Source organism: Phytohabitans kaempferiae, assembly GCF_042433955.1.
In the GTDB taxonomy this organism is placed as follows: Bacteria; Actinomycetota; Actinomycetes; order Mycobacteriales; family Micromonosporaceae; genus Phytohabitans; species Phytohabitans kaempferiae.
Window position 1 is genome coordinate 1 of record NZ_JBHLUH010000003.1, and the last position, 14,856, is coordinate 14,856.

The 14,856-nt window shown below is 72.0% G+C and carries 15 protein-coding genes and 1 pseudogene; 6 read left to right on the forward strand and 10 right to left on the reverse strand.

Annotation, left to right across the window (positions count from 1 at the left end):
• Window positions 1-700: transposase (locus ACFFIA_RS00415; RefSeq protein WP_377243491.1), on the forward strand; the 700-nt coding region annotated here is incomplete at its 5' end.
• 234 nt (window positions 701-934) lie between these two features.
• Here ACFFIA_RS00415 and ACFFIA_RS00420 read toward each other — a convergent pair.
• The 3 genes from ACFFIA_RS00420 to ACFFIA_RS00430 form a co-directional block, all read right to left on the reverse strand.
• Entirely contained in the window at window positions 935-1,066 is a 132-nt protein-coding gene (locus ACFFIA_RS00420) for a hypothetical protein (RefSeq protein ID WP_377243493.1), read from the reverse strand.
• Entirely contained in the window at window positions 1,063-1,434 is a 372-nt protein-coding gene (locus tag ACFFIA_RS00425) for a YciI family protein (protein WP_377243495.1), read from the reverse strand. The genes ACFFIA_RS00420 and ACFFIA_RS00425 overlap by 4 nt, the downstream gene beginning before the upstream one ends.
• A 71-nt stretch (window positions 1,435-1,505) precedes the next feature.
• The gene (locus ACFFIA_RS00430) at window positions 1,506-3,254 is read right to left on the reverse strand and encodes a chromosome partitioning protein (RefSeq protein WP_377243498.1); all 1,749 of its coding nucleotides are present in this window, start codon (window positions 3,252-3,254) and stop codon (window positions 1,506-1,508) included.
• Here ACFFIA_RS00430 and ACFFIA_RS00435 point away from each other — a divergent pair.
• Window positions 3,152-3,406: a pentapeptide repeat-containing protein gene (locus ACFFIA_RS00435; protein WP_377243500.1), complete on the forward strand. Its 255-nt coding sequence runs from the start codon at window positions 3,152-3,154 to the stop codon at window positions 3,404-3,406. The genes ACFFIA_RS00430 and ACFFIA_RS00435 overlap by 103 nt on opposite strands.
• Here ACFFIA_RS00435 and ACFFIA_RS00440 read toward each other — a convergent pair.
• Both ACFFIA_RS00440 and ACFFIA_RS00445 read right to left on the reverse strand, forming a co-directional pair.
• A pseudogene (locus ACFFIA_RS00440) lies at window positions 3,307-3,987 on the reverse strand (hypothetical protein); the annotation flags it as partial. The gene ACFFIA_RS00435 and the pseudogene ACFFIA_RS00440 sit on opposite strands and share 100 nt — an antisense overlap.
• A gap of 456 nt (window positions 3,988-4,443) precedes the next feature.
• Window positions 4,444-5,286 carry a diacylglycerol kinase family protein gene (locus ACFFIA_RS00445; protein ID WP_377243831.1) on the reverse strand — a complete coding sequence of 281 codons (843 nt, stop codon included), beginning with the start codon at window positions 5,284-5,286 and terminating at the stop codon, window positions 4,444-4,446.
• 129 nt (window positions 5,287-5,415) lie between these two features.
• Between ACFFIA_RS00445 and ACFFIA_RS00450 the strand changes: the two genes are divergently transcribed.
• From ACFFIA_RS00450 to ACFFIA_RS00460, 3 genes are all read left to right on the forward strand, one after another.
• Window positions 5,416-6,702, forward strand: a complete 1,287-nt coding sequence (locus ACFFIA_RS00450) for an adenylosuccinate synthase (RefSeq protein ID WP_377243503.1) — start codon at window positions 5,416-5,418, stop codon at window positions 6,700-6,702.
• A gap of 67 nt (window positions 6,703-6,769) precedes the next feature.
• Window positions 6,770-8,017 carry a phosphoribosylamine--glycine ligase gene (gene purD / locus ACFFIA_RS00455; RefSeq protein WP_377243506.1) on the forward strand — a complete coding sequence of 416 codons (1,248 nt, stop codon included), beginning with the start codon at window positions 6,770-6,772 and terminating at the stop codon, window positions 8,015-8,017.
• A gap of 52 nt (window positions 8,018-8,069) precedes the next feature.
• A complete protein-coding gene (locus tag ACFFIA_RS00460; protein WP_377243509.1) occupies window positions 8,070-8,669 on the forward strand; it encodes a hypothetical protein in 600 nt (199 codons plus the stop codon).
• Here ACFFIA_RS00460 and ACFFIA_RS00465 read toward each other — a convergent pair.
• The 3 genes from ACFFIA_RS00465 to ACFFIA_RS00475 are packed head-to-tail and all read right to left on the reverse strand — an operon-like array spanning window position 8,656 to window position 11,877.
• Entirely contained in the window at window positions 8,656-10,212 is a 1,557-nt protein-coding gene (locus ACFFIA_RS00465; RefSeq protein WP_377243512.1) for an AMP-binding protein, read from the reverse strand. The two genes, ACFFIA_RS00460 and ACFFIA_RS00465, sit on opposite strands and share 14 nt — an antisense overlap.
• Window positions 10,209-11,423: an acyl-CoA dehydrogenase family protein gene (locus ACFFIA_RS00470; RefSeq protein WP_377243516.1), complete on the reverse strand. Its 1,215-nt coding sequence runs from the start codon at window positions 11,421-11,423 to the stop codon at window positions 10,209-10,211. Before ACFFIA_RS00470 ends, ACFFIA_RS00465 begins: the two co-directional genes overlap by 4 nt.
• 1 nt (window position 11,424) lies before the next feature.
• On the reverse strand, window positions 11,425-11,877 hold the full coding sequence (locus ACFFIA_RS00475) for an SCP2 sterol-binding domain-containing protein (RefSeq protein WP_377243519.1): 453 nt from the start codon (window positions 11,875-11,877) through the stop codon (window positions 11,425-11,427).
• Between the two features lie 60 nt (window positions 11,878-11,937).
• On the opposite strand from ACFFIA_RS00475, the gene ACFFIA_RS00480 reads away from it, so the two are divergent.
• Window positions 11,938-12,600 (forward strand): TetR/AcrR family transcriptional regulator, encoded by a 663-nt coding sequence (locus ACFFIA_RS00480; RefSeq protein ID WP_377243522.1) that lies wholly within the window; start codon window positions 11,938-11,940, stop codon window positions 12,598-12,600.
• Here the strand turns inward: ACFFIA_RS00480 and ACFFIA_RS00485 are convergent.
• Both ACFFIA_RS00485 and ACFFIA_RS00490 read right to left on the reverse strand, forming a co-directional pair.
• Window positions 12,590-13,471 (reverse strand): MaoC/PaaZ C-terminal domain-containing protein, encoded by an 882-nt coding sequence (locus ACFFIA_RS00485; protein WP_377243834.1) that lies wholly within the window; start codon window positions 13,469-13,471, stop codon window positions 12,590-12,592. The genes ACFFIA_RS00480 and ACFFIA_RS00485 overlap by 11 nt on opposite strands.
• The gene (locus ACFFIA_RS00490) at window positions 13,471-14,796 is read right to left on the reverse strand and encodes a 3-oxoacyl-ACP reductase (RefSeq protein WP_377243525.1); all 1,326 of its coding nucleotides are present in this window, start codon (window positions 14,794-14,796) and stop codon (window positions 13,471-13,473) included. The genes ACFFIA_RS00485 and ACFFIA_RS00490 overlap by 1 nt, the downstream gene beginning before the upstream one ends.
• Between the last annotated feature and the right edge of the window lie 60 nt (window positions 14,797-14,856).

The following is a 14,856-nucleotide window of genomic DNA, read 5'->3' on the forward strand; positions in this document are numbered from 1 at the left end:
GATCGCCGGGGAACGCGACCCGAAGACCCTCGCTCAACTGGCCCGCACACGCATGCGTACCAAACTGCCCCAACTGCAAGAGGCTTTCGTCGGCCGCTTCAGCGAGCACCACGCGTTCCTGCTGGCCCGGATGCTCGCCCAGATCGACGCCATCAACGCCGATATCACCACGGTCGAGCAGCGCATCGCGGAGCTGGTCGCCCCTTTCGCCGCGGCGGTGACCCGCCTGGATGAAATCCCCGGCGTCGCTACCACCGCCGCCCACGCCATCCTCGCCGAGATCGGGGTGGACATGACCCGATTCCCCACCCCCGGCCACCTGGCCTCCTGGGTCAAGTTCGCCCCCGGCGTCAAACAATCCGCTGGCAAGAACAAAGGCAACGGCGCCACCGGGCACGGCAACCCATACCTGGCCCGCACCCTGGGCGAAGCCGCCGTCGGCGCGTCAAAAACCAGCACCTTCCTCGGCGAGCGCTACCGCCGCATCGCCAGACGCCGGGGCAAAAAGAAAGCCGTCGTCGCCATCGGCCGATCCATCCTGACCATCATCTGGCACCTACTCAACGACGAGCAAGCCAGGTTCATCGACCTCGGACCCGACCACCACGACACCCGTACCGGCACCCAACACGCCATCCGCAACCACATCCGCAGCCTAAACGCCCTCGGCTACCAGGTCACCCTCCAACCCGCCACATAACCACACCAGCAACCCTCGACCCGGCTCCGCTGCGCTACACCGGGACGCTGCCGCACGCCCAGTAACGCTCATTTTCGGATTAGCGCGGTCCACTGACCCTTGCCGGCTTCGCCGGCCCGGCTGACCAGCGGCCGAAGGCCGCCGGTCAGCCGGTGAACGTTGGTGGCCACCGCACCAGTCCGCCTGGGCGTTGGCGGCCCTAGCCCGAGGGTTGGCCGGCACGCCCTCGACCGGTCACTGTGTGGCAGCCGCGAGCAACGCCTCCCGCACGGCGGCTTCGCAGGTCTCGAAGCCGCCGTGGCGCCGCACGAGCGCGGCGAGCACCTGCGGTGCGTGCTCCCGCAGCAGCGCCTCGACGCTGCTCACATGTCCGGGCCGTTCATCGAGAGGATCGGGCGCACCTCGACCAGGCCGAGATCGGCCTCCGGCACCTGGCCGGCGATCTCCATCGCCCGGTCGTAGCTCTCGCAGTCGACCAGGTAGAAGCCGGCCAGTTGCTCCTTGGCCTCCGGGAACGGCCCGTCGGTGGCGAGCGACTGCCCCTCCGCGGCCGGTACGCGCCGCCCCTGCGAGGGATCGGCCAGCGCCTCGGAGACGACCAGCTCGCCGGAGGCGGCGAGGCTCTCGTTCAGTGCGGCGTACGCCTGCCAGCCCTCCGCTCGTTCGGCGTCGGAGAAGCTCTCCCAGATCTCCCGCGACTTCGGGTTGTGCCAAATCATGATCAGGTACTTCATGCCTGCCTCCAGGTCTCGACGCCTTACTACCCCATAGGTCGAGACCGGCGGGAGGTTTTCGACATGGGCCGTCAGAGACCCTCGGAGACCGCCGCGGCCACCTTGAGCCAGGCGTCGAGCGTGGCGTTGGAGAGCTGGCCGTACTGAAGGGGCTCGCCGGTGTCGACTTGCCGGTCGTACGGCACGAGCAGCACCGCCCGCGTGCGCGCCTCGAAGTGCCGCTGGATCGGCGGCAGGTCGATTTCCTTGGACCGGGACGGCATCGACACGACGGTGACCGCCTGCCGCACCAGCCGAGTGCGCCCGCTCTGTTCGAGGTGGTCGAGCATGCGGGCGGCAGTCTCGGCCGAGTCGTTACGGGCCGACATGGTGAGCACGAGCTGGTCAGTGGCGTCGATGGCAGCCTGCCAGTTCTGCGCGCGTACGTTGTTGCCGGTGTCCACAAAGATCAACTTGTAGAACCGGCTCACCACCTCACGGATCTCCCCGAACGCGTGCGCCGTCAGCATCTCGCCCGCCGTCGCCGACTCGTCCGACGCGAGTACGTCGAACATGCCCTCGCCCTGCGACCGCACGTACTGCGACAGGTCACCGACCCGCCCGTGCGCCCCCTGGAAGCTGGAGAGGTCGCGGAGCATGTCGCGCACCGTACGGCTGTGGAAATCCTGCTGCGCCCGCATGCCGAGCGTGCCCTGGGTCTCGTTGTTGTCCCAGGCCAGCACGTAGCCGCCCCGCTTCTGCCCGAACGTCATCGCCAGCAGCAGCACCGCCACGGTCTTGCCGGCACCGCCCTTGGGGTTGACCACGGTCACCTGGCGCAGCCCGCCGAAGTTGCGCCGCACCTTCTCGACGTCCTGCCGGAACTCCTGCTCGTGGCGGCCCGGGGCCAGCCTGACCAGGCCCAGCGTGGTCTTGTTGACGGCCGCGCGCACGCCGGTGCGGGCCACCGGGTCGGGCGGCCGGACCGCGCGGCGCCGCGCGAACTCCTCCGCCGTCGGCACGCCCGCCTCCGCCGCGCGCGGGGGTTGCTCCTGGTACGGCATCTGCGGCGGACTGGCGACGGGCGGCGGCTGGCCGATGCCGGGCTGGGTCGCCGGCTCGCCCTGGCCCGGCCCGAAGGCGCCCCAGCCCTGCGCCGGCTGGCCGTTGTACCCTTGCTCGCCCGCATAGCCCGGCTGGCTGTAGCCCTGCTGGTCGGCGTAGCCCGGCTGACCGTTGTAGCCCTGCTGAGCGGCGTGGCTGTGTGTTGCGGCGTGCGCGTGGTGTGGTCCTGGCTGGCCGTGGTGCGGTGCTGGCTGGCCGTGAGCTGATGGCTGGCCTTGCGGCGCCGGCTGCTCGTGCTGCGGTGCCGCGAGATGGCCGTTGCCATCGGGACCGCCGGCGTGGGCGTGCTGTGCGTGTGGCGCGTAGCCAGGATGCGTGGCGCCGTGCTCGTTGCCCGCGTGCTGGCCCGGCGCGTAGCCCGGATGCCCGCCGGCGTGCTGGCTGCCCACGGCTCCGTGACCAGGCTGTCCGTGGTCGGTCGGCGGGGCGGCACCGTGCGCGGCGTGGCCCGGCGGGGTAGCCCACGGCGAGCCCGGCGGATGGTGCAGCGGCGCCGCGCCGGCCCAGGGGTCGGCGGGCGGCTGCAGAGACTGGTTGCCGACCGGCGAACCCCACACGCCCGGCCCGCCCTGCTGCGCGCCGTGTGCCACCGCGCCCTGCGCCGCGTTGCCGAATGCCACGGCGCCGTTGGGCGTCCCGGCGGCTGCGTTGCCCCCGGGCTGGTTGGCGGCGGGCGCCTGACCCGCGTATCCGGCCTCCGCCGTCGCCCAGGGCACAGGCTGACCTGAGACAGGCTGACCTGAGACAGGCTGACCTGAAATCGGCTGACCTGAGACGGGCTGACCTGAGACAGGCTGCCCTGAGATTGGTTGGGCTGAGACGGGCTGGCCGTAGGCAGGCTGCCCAGACACGGGCTGGCCGTAGGTAGATTGCGCCGGCGACCCGCCCTGGCCGTATGCGTCCGGAGCCGGCGCACCGTAGGCCCCTGGCGGCACCGAGGCCGGCGGCACGTAGCCCCCAGGCGGCGCGGATGCCATCGGCGGCGCCGAGGTCGCGGCCGGCGGCGCGGCGGCCACCGGCGGCCCAGAATGCGCGGGCGGCGCGGAGGTTGCCGGCGGGGCAGAGAACGGCGGCGCGGATGTCGGTGGGCCGGGCATCGGCGGGGCCGACGCGGGCGCCGCCGAGATGTGCGGCGGAGCTGAGGTGGCCGGTGACGCTGGCGAGACCGGTGAGAGCGGTGGGACTGGTGAGGCCGGAGGGGCCGAAGACGCTGGGGGGATCGGCGGGGCGTACTCGGCGGGCGGCGAAGACGTCACCGGCGGCGCCGAGGTCGGTGGCAGCGAGGGCAGTGGGATGCCGCCGGAGTGGCCCGACGCGACCGGAATCCCAGCCGGCGGCGTGGTGGCGATCGGCGGCCCGTTGTGCACCGGCGTAGGCGGCTCGGCGTGCGGGGAGGCGCCCGCCAGATGCCACACGCCTGGCGGAAGGTTGTCGCTGCCGTCGACCCATCCCTGCGGCTCGCCCGCTGCGGCGGAAGGCTGTCCACCGACCGCTGGCGCGCGCGAGTCGGCCGTGCCGAAGCCGGGGCCGACACCTGAGGCGGCCCCGTCGTAGCGGGGGCCGCTGGAGCCGGGGCCGCCGCCCGGGTGCGGCCCGCCGAAGGCAGGGCCTCCCGGTCCGGGCTGCTGGGCGCCGTCAAAGCCGGGCTGGCCAGCGCCAGGATGCCCGCCGCCGTCGGTGGCAGCGCTGCCCCAACCGGGCGCGCCGGCCGGTGGGAAGGGCTCGGCTACCGGCTGCGGAGGTGGCGCGACCGGCGCGGGCGCGAGGTCTTCCTCCGGCGTGTAGTCGGGCGTGGGCCACAGCGGCTTGACGCCGCGGTTGGGGCCAACTGGCACCTGACGCGACTTCGGCCGATCCTCGTCCACCGTGCAACCTCCTCTCCCATCCGGCAGCCTCGCACAGGAGTCAGCGGACGTACACCGCCCAGGCGCCCGGCTCGATCCACCACGAACGCTTGTGGCTCAGGGTGCCGCGGACGCCGTCGTCGACGTACTCGATCTCGGACTCACGGGGCGTGATGGCGACGGCGCGGCCGCGCGCGCGGCGGACCTCGATCCGCATGCGGGGGCGGCGCAGCAGGCGCTGGGCGACCACCGGGACCGCGACGGCGACCTCGACCACGCCGTCGGCCGGGTCGGGGGTGGTGAGCAGCGGCAGCCCGTCGAGGCGCGCGTAACCGCCGCCGTTGCCGACCGCACAGGCCAGGATGGGGTCAGCGCCATCGCTCAGCACCGCGTCGTCGACCTCCACGCGCCCGTGCCACAAGACCTCCCCGACGTCGGGCGAGGACCCGACCAGCGCACCGTCCAGCGTGACCGAGCCACCATCGTTGCGGAGCAGGTCAAGGCGGCGCACCTTGTCGCCAAGCACCGCCTTGGCCACCTCGGCCGGGTCGCGCGGGAGGTCGAGCTGGGACGCGAGGTCGTCGGCGGTGGGGTCGAGCGGGAGCAGGCCGATCGGCGGCAGGTCGGGCACGGTGCGGTTGGCGGGCAGGTCAGCGGGGCGCTTGCTGGGCGCGGGGGCGGCCCGGCGGACCATGCGACGGATGACCGCGCGCAACTGCCCGTCGGTGGCGCTCGCGACCACCAGTCGGCGGCCGTCGAGGGTTGCGTCGATGTCGGCGTCGGACTCGGCCGTGACCGTCTCCACGGTCGCGCCGGCGGCCGTCAGTGCGTCGGCGCAGGCGAGCACCGGCACGCGCGGTGCGCCACAGCCGCCGCCGAGCGTGAGCAACACCACGTCGTACACCGGCGGTGACCCCCTGCTGATCTCCATGGCCAGCGCTGAGCTGGACGAAACTTCTTGTTAGCCTGACACCTCGGGCTCGCCACGCGGTCGCCACACTGGCACCCGAGCCCCCAGTAAGGCGGGAAAGAGATGCCAGCGATCGTGCTCATCGGCGCTCAGTGGGGCGACGAGGGCAAGGGCAAGGTTACCGACCTGCTGGGTGAGCGGGTCCACTACGTCGTCCGTTACTCGGGCGGCAACAATGCGGGCCACACGGTGATCACGCCAGACGGCCAGAAGTACGCCCTGCACCTCATGCCGTCGGGCGCGCTCTCGCCCAGCGCGATGATCGTCATCGGCAACGGTGTGGTGGTCGACCCCAAGGTGCTGATCGGCGAGATCGACGGGCTCGCCGAGCGGGGGGTCGACGTGTCGCGCCTCCGCATCTCTGGCGACGCCCACCTGATCATGCCGCACCACCGCGCGCTCGACCGCGTGGTGGAGCGCTACCTCGGGTCGTCGCGAATCGGCACTACCGGCCGTGGCATCGGCCCGGCGTACGGCGACAAGGTCGCCCGCATGGGCATCCGCCTCCAGGATCTCCTCGACCCCGGCATCCTCCGCAAAAAATTGGAGCTTGTGCTGCGGGAGAAAAACCAGATCCTCTTCAAGGTGTACAACCGCAAGGCGCTCGACACCTCCGCGGTGGTGGATGAGTACCTCGCGTACGCGGAGCGGCTCCGGCCGTACATCGCGGAGACCCGCACGATCCTGTGGGACGCGCTCGACCGTGGCGACACGATCCTGCTTGAGGGTGCCCAGGCCACGATGCTCGACATGGACCACGGCACGTACCCCTTCGTGACCTCGTCCAACCCCTCGGCCGGCGGGGCGTGCGTGGGAGCCGGCATCCCGCCGACCGCCATCTCGAAGGTGATCGGGGTCAGCAAGGCGTACACGACGCGGGTCGGCTCCGGCCCCTTCCCGACCGAGCTTTTCGACGAAAACGGGGCACACCTCCGCAAGATCGGCGCTGAGTACGGCACGACGACCGGCCGTGAGCGCCGCTGCGGCTGGTTCGACGCGGTGGTGGCCCGGTACGCGACCCGCCTCAACGGCATCACCGACCTGGTGGTCACCAAGCTCGACGTGATGACCGGGCTGGAGAAGGTGCCGATCTGCGTGGCGTACGAGATCGACGGCGAGCGGGTCGACACGATGCCGATGACGCAGACCGCGTTCCATCACGCCAAGCCGATCTACGAGGAGCACGACGGCTGGTGGGAGGACATCACCAAGGCGCGCACGTTCAGCGACCTGCCGGCCAACGCCCGCGCGTACGTGGAGCGCATCGAGGAGCTGGTCGGCACGCGGGTCTCCATCATCGGTGTCGGCCCGGGCCGTGAGGAGAACGTGGTCCGCCACGAACTCCTCTAACCCGAGCATTTCGTCCGGATTGTCGCTGCTTGGACCATGATCAACCGGCGGGGCTAGGATCCGACGCGTGCGCGTACTACTCATCGGCGGCGGAGGGCGGGAGCATGCGCTCGCCGTCGGGCTCGCCAAGGATCCGGCCGTCGACCAGCTGATCGCGGCGCCTGGTAACCCGGGGATCGCCGACCTCGCGGAGATCCACACCGTCGCGGTGACCGACCCCGGGGCCGTCGCGGCGCTCGCCGTCGAGGTCGGCGCCGACCTGGTGGTCGTCGGGCCGGAGGCGCCGCTCGTCGCGGGCGTCGCCGATGCCGTGCGCGCCAAGGGGATCGCGTGCTTCGGGCCGTCCCAGGAGGCGGCGCAGCTCGAGGGCTCGAAGGCGTTCGCCAAAGACGTCATGGCGGCGGCCGCCGTGCCCACCGCGCGGGCGTTCACCTGCGAGACGCGGGCCGAGGCCGAGCGGGCGCTCGACGAGTTCGGCGCGCCGTACGTGGTGAAGAACGACGGCCTCGCCGCCGGCAAGGGCGTCGTGGTCACCGACGACCGCGAGGTGGCGCTCGCCCACGCGGAGGCGTGTGGGCGAGTGGTGATCGAGGAGTACCTCGACGGTCCCGAGGTCTCGCTCTTCGTGGTGACCGACGGCGAGGCGGCGGTGCCGCTGATGCCCGCGCAGGACTTCAAGCGGGTCGGCGACGGCGACAGCGGCCCCAACACCGGCGGCATGGGCGCGTACGCGCCGCTCGACTGGGCGCCCGCCGGCCTGGTCGACGAGGTCATGGGCGCGGTCGCCCACCCCACGCTCGCCGAGATGCGCCGCCGCGGCACGCCGTTCGCGGGGCTGCTCTACATCGGGCTGGCGCTGACCAAGGCGGGGCCGCGGGTGATCGAGTTCAACGCGCGCTTCGGCGACCCGGAGACGCAGGTGGTGCTCGCGCTGCTGGAGACGCCGCTCGCCGGGCTGCTGCACGCCGCCGCGACCGGCGCGCTCGCCGAGCACGCCCCACTGCGGTGGCAGCCGGGCGCGGCGGTCACCGTGGTGGTGGCCTCGCAGGGGTATCCGGCGTCGGCCCGTACCGGCGATGTCATCACCGGCGCCGATCGCGCCGGGATCATCCACGCCGGCACCGCCCGCCGGGCCACCGACGGTGCGCTCGTCTCCGCGGGCGGCCGTGTCCTCTGTGGTACGGCGACCGGCCCCGACCTGTCCGCCGCCCGTGCGGCCGCCTACGCGCTGGTCGACGGCGTGACCCTGGATGGCGCACACCACCGCTCCGACATCGCGCTCGCGGCGGTGGAGGGACGGGTCCAGCGCCCTTAACGGCACGAACACGGGATTACCACAACGCCACCGAGAACTTACCGTCTGTGTCATGAAGAACCGGACGGCAATGCTCGTGCTCGCGGGCGCTGTGGTGTTCGCCAGCTCGATCGGCGCGGTCGCTGGCTGCCTCTCCTTCGATCGTGGCGGGGAACGCGGTGGTGGTGGCTACGGTGCCGGCAGCACGCCGTCACCTGACAGCACCGCCGGGCTCGGCACGGCCGAGGCCACGCCCGAGGCGACGCCCAGCCCCACCGCGACGCGCGAGACGCCCAGGCACACGCAGACCACCAAGACGACGACCACGACCCGCCCGCCGGCGGAGGACAGCGGCCCGCGGATCGCCTGGTTCCGCGTCAAGCAGAAGCCTCAGTGTCCACAGGGGACCACCGAGTACCCGGTCGAGGGCGTACCGGTGATCGTGGAGTGGAAGGTGACCGGCGCCGACAACGTCACGATCTCCGTGGACGGGCCGGGCGTCTACGGCACGTTCCCGGCCGAGGGCTCGCAGGAGTTCGCCTTCTCGTGCGGTGGCGCGGCGCCGGGCGAGACCGTGCGCCACACGTACCTGCTCAAGACCGTCGGCGGCGGGCCGGTGAAGTCGAAGCAGATCAGCGCCACGGCCGAGGCCCACGAGATCAGCGAGGTCTAGGCAGGTCGCGTACGACCACTTTGCCGGTGGCGTTGCGCGGCAGGTACGGCACGAAGTACACGTCTCGCGGTATGCAGTAACGGGCCCGGTAGCGGCGCACGTACTCGCGTACCGCGTCGGCGTCGAGCGTCTCGCCCCAGTGCAGCGCGAGGTAGGCGGCGAGGCGCTGGCCGTACTCGGGATCCGGCACGCCGATCACCGCGACCTCGCGCACCTGAGGCAGGTCGGCGAGCAGGTGCTCCACTTCGGACGGAAAGACGTTTTCGCCGCCCGAGATGATCATGTCGTCTTCCCGGCCGACGACGAAGACCAGCCCCTCCCGGTCGACGCAGCCGAGGTCGCCGGTGGCGATCAGGCCGTCGTGCGTCTCCTTGTCGACGCCCGAGGTGTACCCCTCGAAGAGCATCTCGTTGCCCACGAAGATCCGTCCCACCTGTCCGGGCGGGACGGGCTGGCCGCTCGGGCCGAGGATCGCCAGCCGCGTGGCGTGTGGCGGCCGGCCGGCGGTCTGCGGGGCGGTACGCAGGTCACGCGGCGTGGCGATGGAGGCCCACGAGACCTCGGTCGAGCCGTACAGGTTGTAGAGCACGTCGCCGTAGGCGTCCATGAAGCGCGTGGCCAGCCCGCCGGGGAGCGCCGAGCCGCTCACCGCCACGACCCGCAGCGGGTTGGACGCCGGCGGCGCCACCTCCAGCAATCGCTGGAGCATCACCGGTACGGCGAAGAGTCCCCGTACCCGATGCTGTGCGGCCAGGGCGACGCAGCCGGCGGCCTCGAAGCGGCGCTGGAGCACGACGGTGGCCCGGAGTGCGAACGACACCTGGAGCGCCGCGTATCCCCAGGTGTGGAAGAGCGGCGCCGCGATCATGATGCGGTCTCGGGCGCGCAGCGGGATGCGATGGATGATCGATACCAGCGGGCCGAAGCCACTCGGCGTGCGGCGGCGGGCGCCCTTGGGCGTGCCGGTGGTGCCCGAGGTCAGCACGATCGTGCGGCCAGCTCGCTCGGGCGGGCGCAGCTCGCCGGGAGGCGCGGTGGCGACCAGTTCCGCCGCCCGCTCCTCGGTGATCCGCTCCACTGTGGCCGGTAGCGCGAACGCCTTTTCGGCGAACTCGGTGTCGTGGACCAGGACTCGCAGCCCTTGCTCCTCGGCCACAGTGGCGACCTGCGCCGGGGAGAGCCCTGTGTTGATCAGCACGGTGTCGGCGCCGAGCAGTGTGCCCGCCACCATCGCCTCGACCATGCCGGCGTGGTTGCGGCCGAGCAGGCCGATGCGGTCGCCGGCGCCTACGCCGGTGGTGCCGCGCAGCGTCCGGGCCAGCCGCTCGGCGTTGCCCAGCAGTTGGCCGTACGTCACCTCGCCGCGCCGCTCGTCGATCACCGCGGTGCGCTCCGGGTCGCGGGCGGCCGCCTGGCGCAGCTCGCCGGAGAGGCTGAAGCCCCACCGGCGCAACGCGTTGATCTGCGCGGCTATCCGCACCGGCGACCCGGGCGTGAGCAACCCTCGTCGGGTCAGGGTGGCCACGACGAAGGGGGTGATCATCGAATCTGGGTCCCGGAGATGGCGCGCGAGATGACCAGTCGCTGGATCTCGGACGTGCCCTCGAAGATGGTGTAGATCTTGGCGTCCCGGTACCACCGCTCGACGGGGTGCTCGCGCAGGTAGCCGGCGCCGCCGAGCAGCTGCACCGCCTTCTCGGTGACGGCGACCGCGACCTCGCCGGCCTTGAGCTTGGACATCGAGCCCTCGCCCGCCTCGAACACGCGGTTGTTGCGCCCCATCCAGGCGGCCCGCCACACGAGCAGCCGGGCGGCGTCGATCTCCATCTTCATGTCGGCGAGCGCGAACGCCACCGCCTGGTTTTGCACGATCGGGCGGCCGAACTGCACGCGGCCACGGGCGTACTCCAGCGCGTACTCGTACGCGGCGCGGGCCACGCCGATCGCCTGCGCGCCCACTGTCGGGCGGCTCAGCTCGAACGTGCGCATCGCCGCCTGCCCGGCCGCCCGCTGCCCGGAACGCGCCCGGTCGAGCCGCTCCAGCAGCGCCTCCCGCCCGCCGAGGAGGCACCGCCCCGGCACGCGTACGTCGTCGAGGAACACGTCGGCGGTGTGCGACGCGCGCAGCCCCAGCTTCTTGAGCTTGCCGGGCGAGGTGAGCCCGGCCGTGCCCGGCGGTACGACGAACGCCGCGTGCCCGCGCGAGCCGAGCTCCGGGTCGACCACGGCGGTCACCACGTGGATGGCCGCGATCCCGCCGTTGGTGGCGTACGCCTTCTGCCCGTTGAGGACCCACTCGTCGGTGGCCTCGTCGTATACCGCGCGAGTGCGGATCGCGCCCACGTCGGAGCCGGCCTCCGGCTCGGTGTTGCAGAACGCGGCCACCGCCGGCTCGTCGACGGTGCCGAAGCAGGGCGGGACCCACTCGACCATCTGGTCCGGCGTGCCCGAGCCGTAGATCGCGGCGACCGCGAGCGAGGTGCCGAGGAGTGCGAGGCCGATGCCCGCGTCGCCCCAGAACAGCTCCTCGTTGGCGATGGGCAGCGAGAGGCCGGTGGGGTCGGACCAGCAGTTGGCGAGGAACTCGAAGCCGTACAGCCCGATCTTGGCGGCCTCCTGGATCAGAGGCCAGGGCGTCTCCTCGCGCGCGTCCCACTCGGCGGCGGCTGGGCGCACGACCTCTCCGGCGAAGCCGTGCACCCAGTCGCGCAGGTCCCGCTGTTCCTCGTTGAGGTCAAGCGAGAACTCGGGCATGTCAGGCCTTGGGGATGTCGAACAGGTTGGCGATGTTGGCCGCGAGGCCGAGGTCGCCCTTTGCCTTCAGCTTGCCCGTCATGAACATCATCACCGGGTTGCCGGACCCGGAGACCACCTTGAGGAACTCGACCGGCCCCATCGTGAGGCTCAGCTTCGGGTCGCGCTCGGGCGACGGCGAGAGAGTGCAGACGCCGTTTTCGATGACGACCTCGTAGCTGTCCACGCTGCCGTCGGGTCCGCCGGTGATGTTCCAGTGGATGGCCGCGTTGGTCGCGCCGGCCCGGTCTGGACGGAAGAGCGTGGGCATGCGGGCGAACACCTCGTCAAGGACCTTCTTGCGCAGGTCGCTCGCCATCACCTCTTTGATCTGCGCGTCCGACGCGGACTTCACGATCTGGGCGAACTGCTTCGGGTCGACACTGGAGAAGTCAGACAGGTCGAAGTCGGTCATCGGTCGTTGCCTCCGGCTGAGTAGTAACTTACTCGTGCGTAACCCTACGCACGAGTAGGTATGCTGGCAAGGGTGACCGCGGTTCCAGACACCCCCACATTCAAACGACTACCGAGGGCGGTACGTGAGCAGCAAATGCTCGACTCCGCCGTGCGGGTTTTCTCCCGGCGAGGTTTCCACGCCGCGAGCATGGACGAGATCGCCGAAGACGCCGGCATCTCCAAGCCGATGGTGTACGCGTACCTCGGCACCAAGGAGGAGCTTTTCGTCGCCTGTCTGGAGCGCGAGGGCAACCGCCTGATGGAGGCGATCGCGGCCGAGGTGGTCGGCGCCGACACTCCGGATCAGCAGCTCTGGCGGGGGTTGCGGGCGTTCTTCGGCTTCGTCGGCGCGCACCGGGACGGTTGGGCGGTGCTCTACCGGCAGGCGCGCGGGCAGCAGCCGTTCGCGAGCGCGTCGGCGGAGATGCGCGAGCGGATGGTCGAGGTGGTCGCCGTGATGCTGGGGCGGGCGCTCGCCGCCGAGGGGCGCGAGGTCCGCGACATCGATCTGGAGGTCACGGCGCATGCGCTGGTCGGCGCCTCGGAGTCGCTTGCCGACTGGCTTGCCGACCATCCCGAGGCCGACCCGGAGAAGACCGCTACCCGGATGATGAACATCGTCTGGATGGGCGCCGCCCAGCTCCTGCGCGGCGAGACCTGGACGGCTCCGGTCACGCCGTGATCGTGCCGTCCAGGTGTGGCTTGCCCGATTTGGCACTGTGCAAGGCGAACGTCCACTCCGGAGCCGCGGCCGCGGCGACCCCAGCGGCCCCGCGGACCTCAGTGGCCTCAATGGCCTCGGCGACCTCAGCGGTCCCTGCGGCCCCGGTGGCGGAGAAGGCCACTGTGGACGGTAGGAGCACGGGCAGCTTGAACGAGACGTCCACTGTGTACGCCTCTGGCAGCCGCCCCTCCAGCGCGGCCAGGCAGCGCGCCTTGCTCCACATGCCGTGCGCGATCGGGCGGGCGAAGCCGAAGAGCCGCGCGCCGAGCCGCGAGGTGTGGATGGGGTTGTGGTCGCCGGATACGCGCGCGTAGTCGGTGCCGACCCGGGGCGTCAGGCGCCAGCGGGCCGACGCGGGCGGCGGCTCGGCCCGGTCGCCCCTGGCCCCGCCGGACGACCCTGTGCCCTCGCGGCGCAGGTACGTCGAGACGTCCCGCCACACCACCTCGCCGTCGACCATGGCTGTCGACACGACGTCGAGCTGCCGCCCGCGCGCGTGCTCGCGCAGGTCGGCCGCGTGTACCGCCAGGTCGAGCGGCTCGCCGGCGTCGATCGGGCGGCGCAGCTCGATGCGGTTGGCCACGTGTACCAGCCCGATCACGGGAAACGGGAAGTCGCGCCCCGACATCAGCCGGAACGCCAGCGGGAACGCGAGGACGTGCGGATAGGTCGCCGGCAGCCGGTCGGTGAGGCGGAAGCCGCAGACCCGGTTGTAGTCGGCCAGGTGGGCGCGATCGATCCGCACGCCCTGCCGCTGCGACATCGTGTCGGGCAGCCGGTCGGGCCGGGCGAAGCCGGGCACCAGGCCGATCGCGGCGCGCGCGTACATCACGCCCCCAGGAGGCTCTGGCCGCAGACGCGGACGACGTTTCCGGTGATGCCACCGGAGGCGGGGGAGGCGAACCAGCCGATGGTCTCCGCCACGTCGATCGGGAGGCCCCCCTGCGACATGCTGTTCATGCGGCGGCCCGCCTCGCGGAGCATCATCGGCATCTTGGCGGTCATGCGGGTCTCGATGAAGCCGGGCGCCACCGCGTTGATGGTGATGCCCCGCTCGGCGAGCACCGGCGCCATCGACCGCACCAGGCCGATCACGCCGGCCTTGCTGGTCGCGTAGTTGGTCTGGCCGCGGTTGCCGGCGATGCCCGCGATCGAGGCCACGCCGATCAGGCGCCCGCCGTCGGGGATCAGACCGCGATCGAGGAGTATCTCGTTGATCCGCTCCTGGCTGGAGAGGTTGACGTCGAGCACCGAGTCCCACCGGTCGGCGTCCATGCGGGCGATCGTCTTGTCGCGCGTGATGCCGGCGTTGTGCACCACGATGTCGACCCGCCCGTGCCGCCCGCCGATGTGGTCGGCCAGCCGGTCGGGCGCGCCGGCGGTGGTGAGGTCGAGCTGATAGGCCGTACCCCGGATGTCGTTGGCCACCGCGGCGAGTGCGTCGCCGGCGGCGGGCACGTCCAGGGCGATGACCTGCGCGCCGTCGCGGGCCAGCACGCGGGCGATGGCCGCGCCGATGCCCCGGGCCGCGCCGGTGACCAGCGCGATCTTGCCGTCGAGCGGACGCTCCCAGTCGGCCGGCGGATTGACCGCGGCCGCCGGGCCGATGCGGATGACCTGGCCGGAGACGTACGCCGAGCGACCGGAGAGCAGGAAGCGGACCGTCGACTCGATCGCGCTCTCCGCGCCGGGGGTCACGTAGACGAGCTGGGCGGTCGTGCCCCGGCCGAACTCCTTGCCGATGCTGCGGGTCAGCCCTTCGAGCGCCCGCTGGGCGGTGGCCTCGCGCGGCGAATCGCACGCCTCCGGCGGGGTGCCGAGCACGATCACGCGGCCGGAGGAGGTGAGCGAACGGGCGTGTGGATGGAAGAAGTCGTACAGCGCGCGGAGGCCGGTGGAGTCGGTGACGCCGCTCGCGTCGAAGATCAGCGCGCTGTATCGCTCGCCCCCGTCGCCGATCCCGGCGGCCTTGAGGATCTCGCGCACCGGCTCGTGCAGGCGCCCGCCGGGCGCCGAGTCGAGCAGCACGGGACCGGGGACCAGGGGGTCGCCGAGGTGGTAGCGGCGCAGGCGGGGCGGGGCGGGCAGGCCGAGGCGCTTGACGACCGCCCGGCCCGGGCCAGAGTTTGCGAAGCTCGCGTAGCGGTCACTCATGGCCGTGCTCGCTTCGCTGCGCGCGGCCACGAGGATCCAATCGCACTCTGCCCGATGATT

Excerpts from the sequence above, each read along its gene's own strand:
- ACFFIA_RS00425 (WP_377243495.1), bottom strand. The coding sequence starts at position 1,434 with ATGAAGTACCTGATCATGATTTGGCACAACCCGAAGTCGCGGGAGATC.
- ACFFIA_RS00435 (WP_377243500.1), top strand. The coding sequence starts at position 3,152 with ATGCCACGGCGCCGTTGGGCGTCCCGGCGGCTGCGTTGCCCCCGGGCT.
- ACFFIA_RS00450 (WP_377243503.1), top strand. The coding sequence starts at position 5,416 with ATGCCAGCGATCGTGCTCATCGGCGCTCAGTGGGGCGACGAGGGCAAG.
- ACFFIA_RS00460 (WP_377243509.1), top strand. The coding sequence starts at position 8,070 with ATGAAGAACCGGACGGCAATGCTCGTGCTCGCGGGCGCTGTGGTGTTC.
- ACFFIA_RS00465 (WP_377243512.1), bottom strand. The coding sequence starts at position 10,212 with ATGATCACCCCCTTCGTCGTGGCCACCCTGACCCGACGAGGGTTGCTC.
- ACFFIA_RS00470 (WP_377243516.1), bottom strand. The coding sequence starts at position 11,423 with ATGCCCGAGTTCTCGCTTGACCTCAACGAGGAACAGCGGGACCTGCGC.
- ACFFIA_RS00475 (WP_377243519.1), bottom strand. The coding sequence starts at position 11,877 with ATGACCGACTTCGACCTGTCTGACTTCTCCAGTGTCGACCCGAAGCAG.
- ACFFIA_RS00480 (WP_377243522.1), top strand. The coding sequence starts at position 11,938 with ATGCTGGCAAGGGTGACCGCGGTTCCAGACACCCCCACATTCAAACGA.
- ACFFIA_RS00485 (WP_377243834.1), bottom strand. The coding sequence starts at position 13,471 with ATGTACGCGCGCGCCGCGATCGGCCTGGTGCCCGGCTTCGCCCGGCCC.
- ACFFIA_RS00490 (WP_377243525.1), bottom strand. The coding sequence starts at position 14,796 with ATGAGTGACCGCTACGCGAGCTTCGCAAACTCTGGCCCGGGCCGGGCG.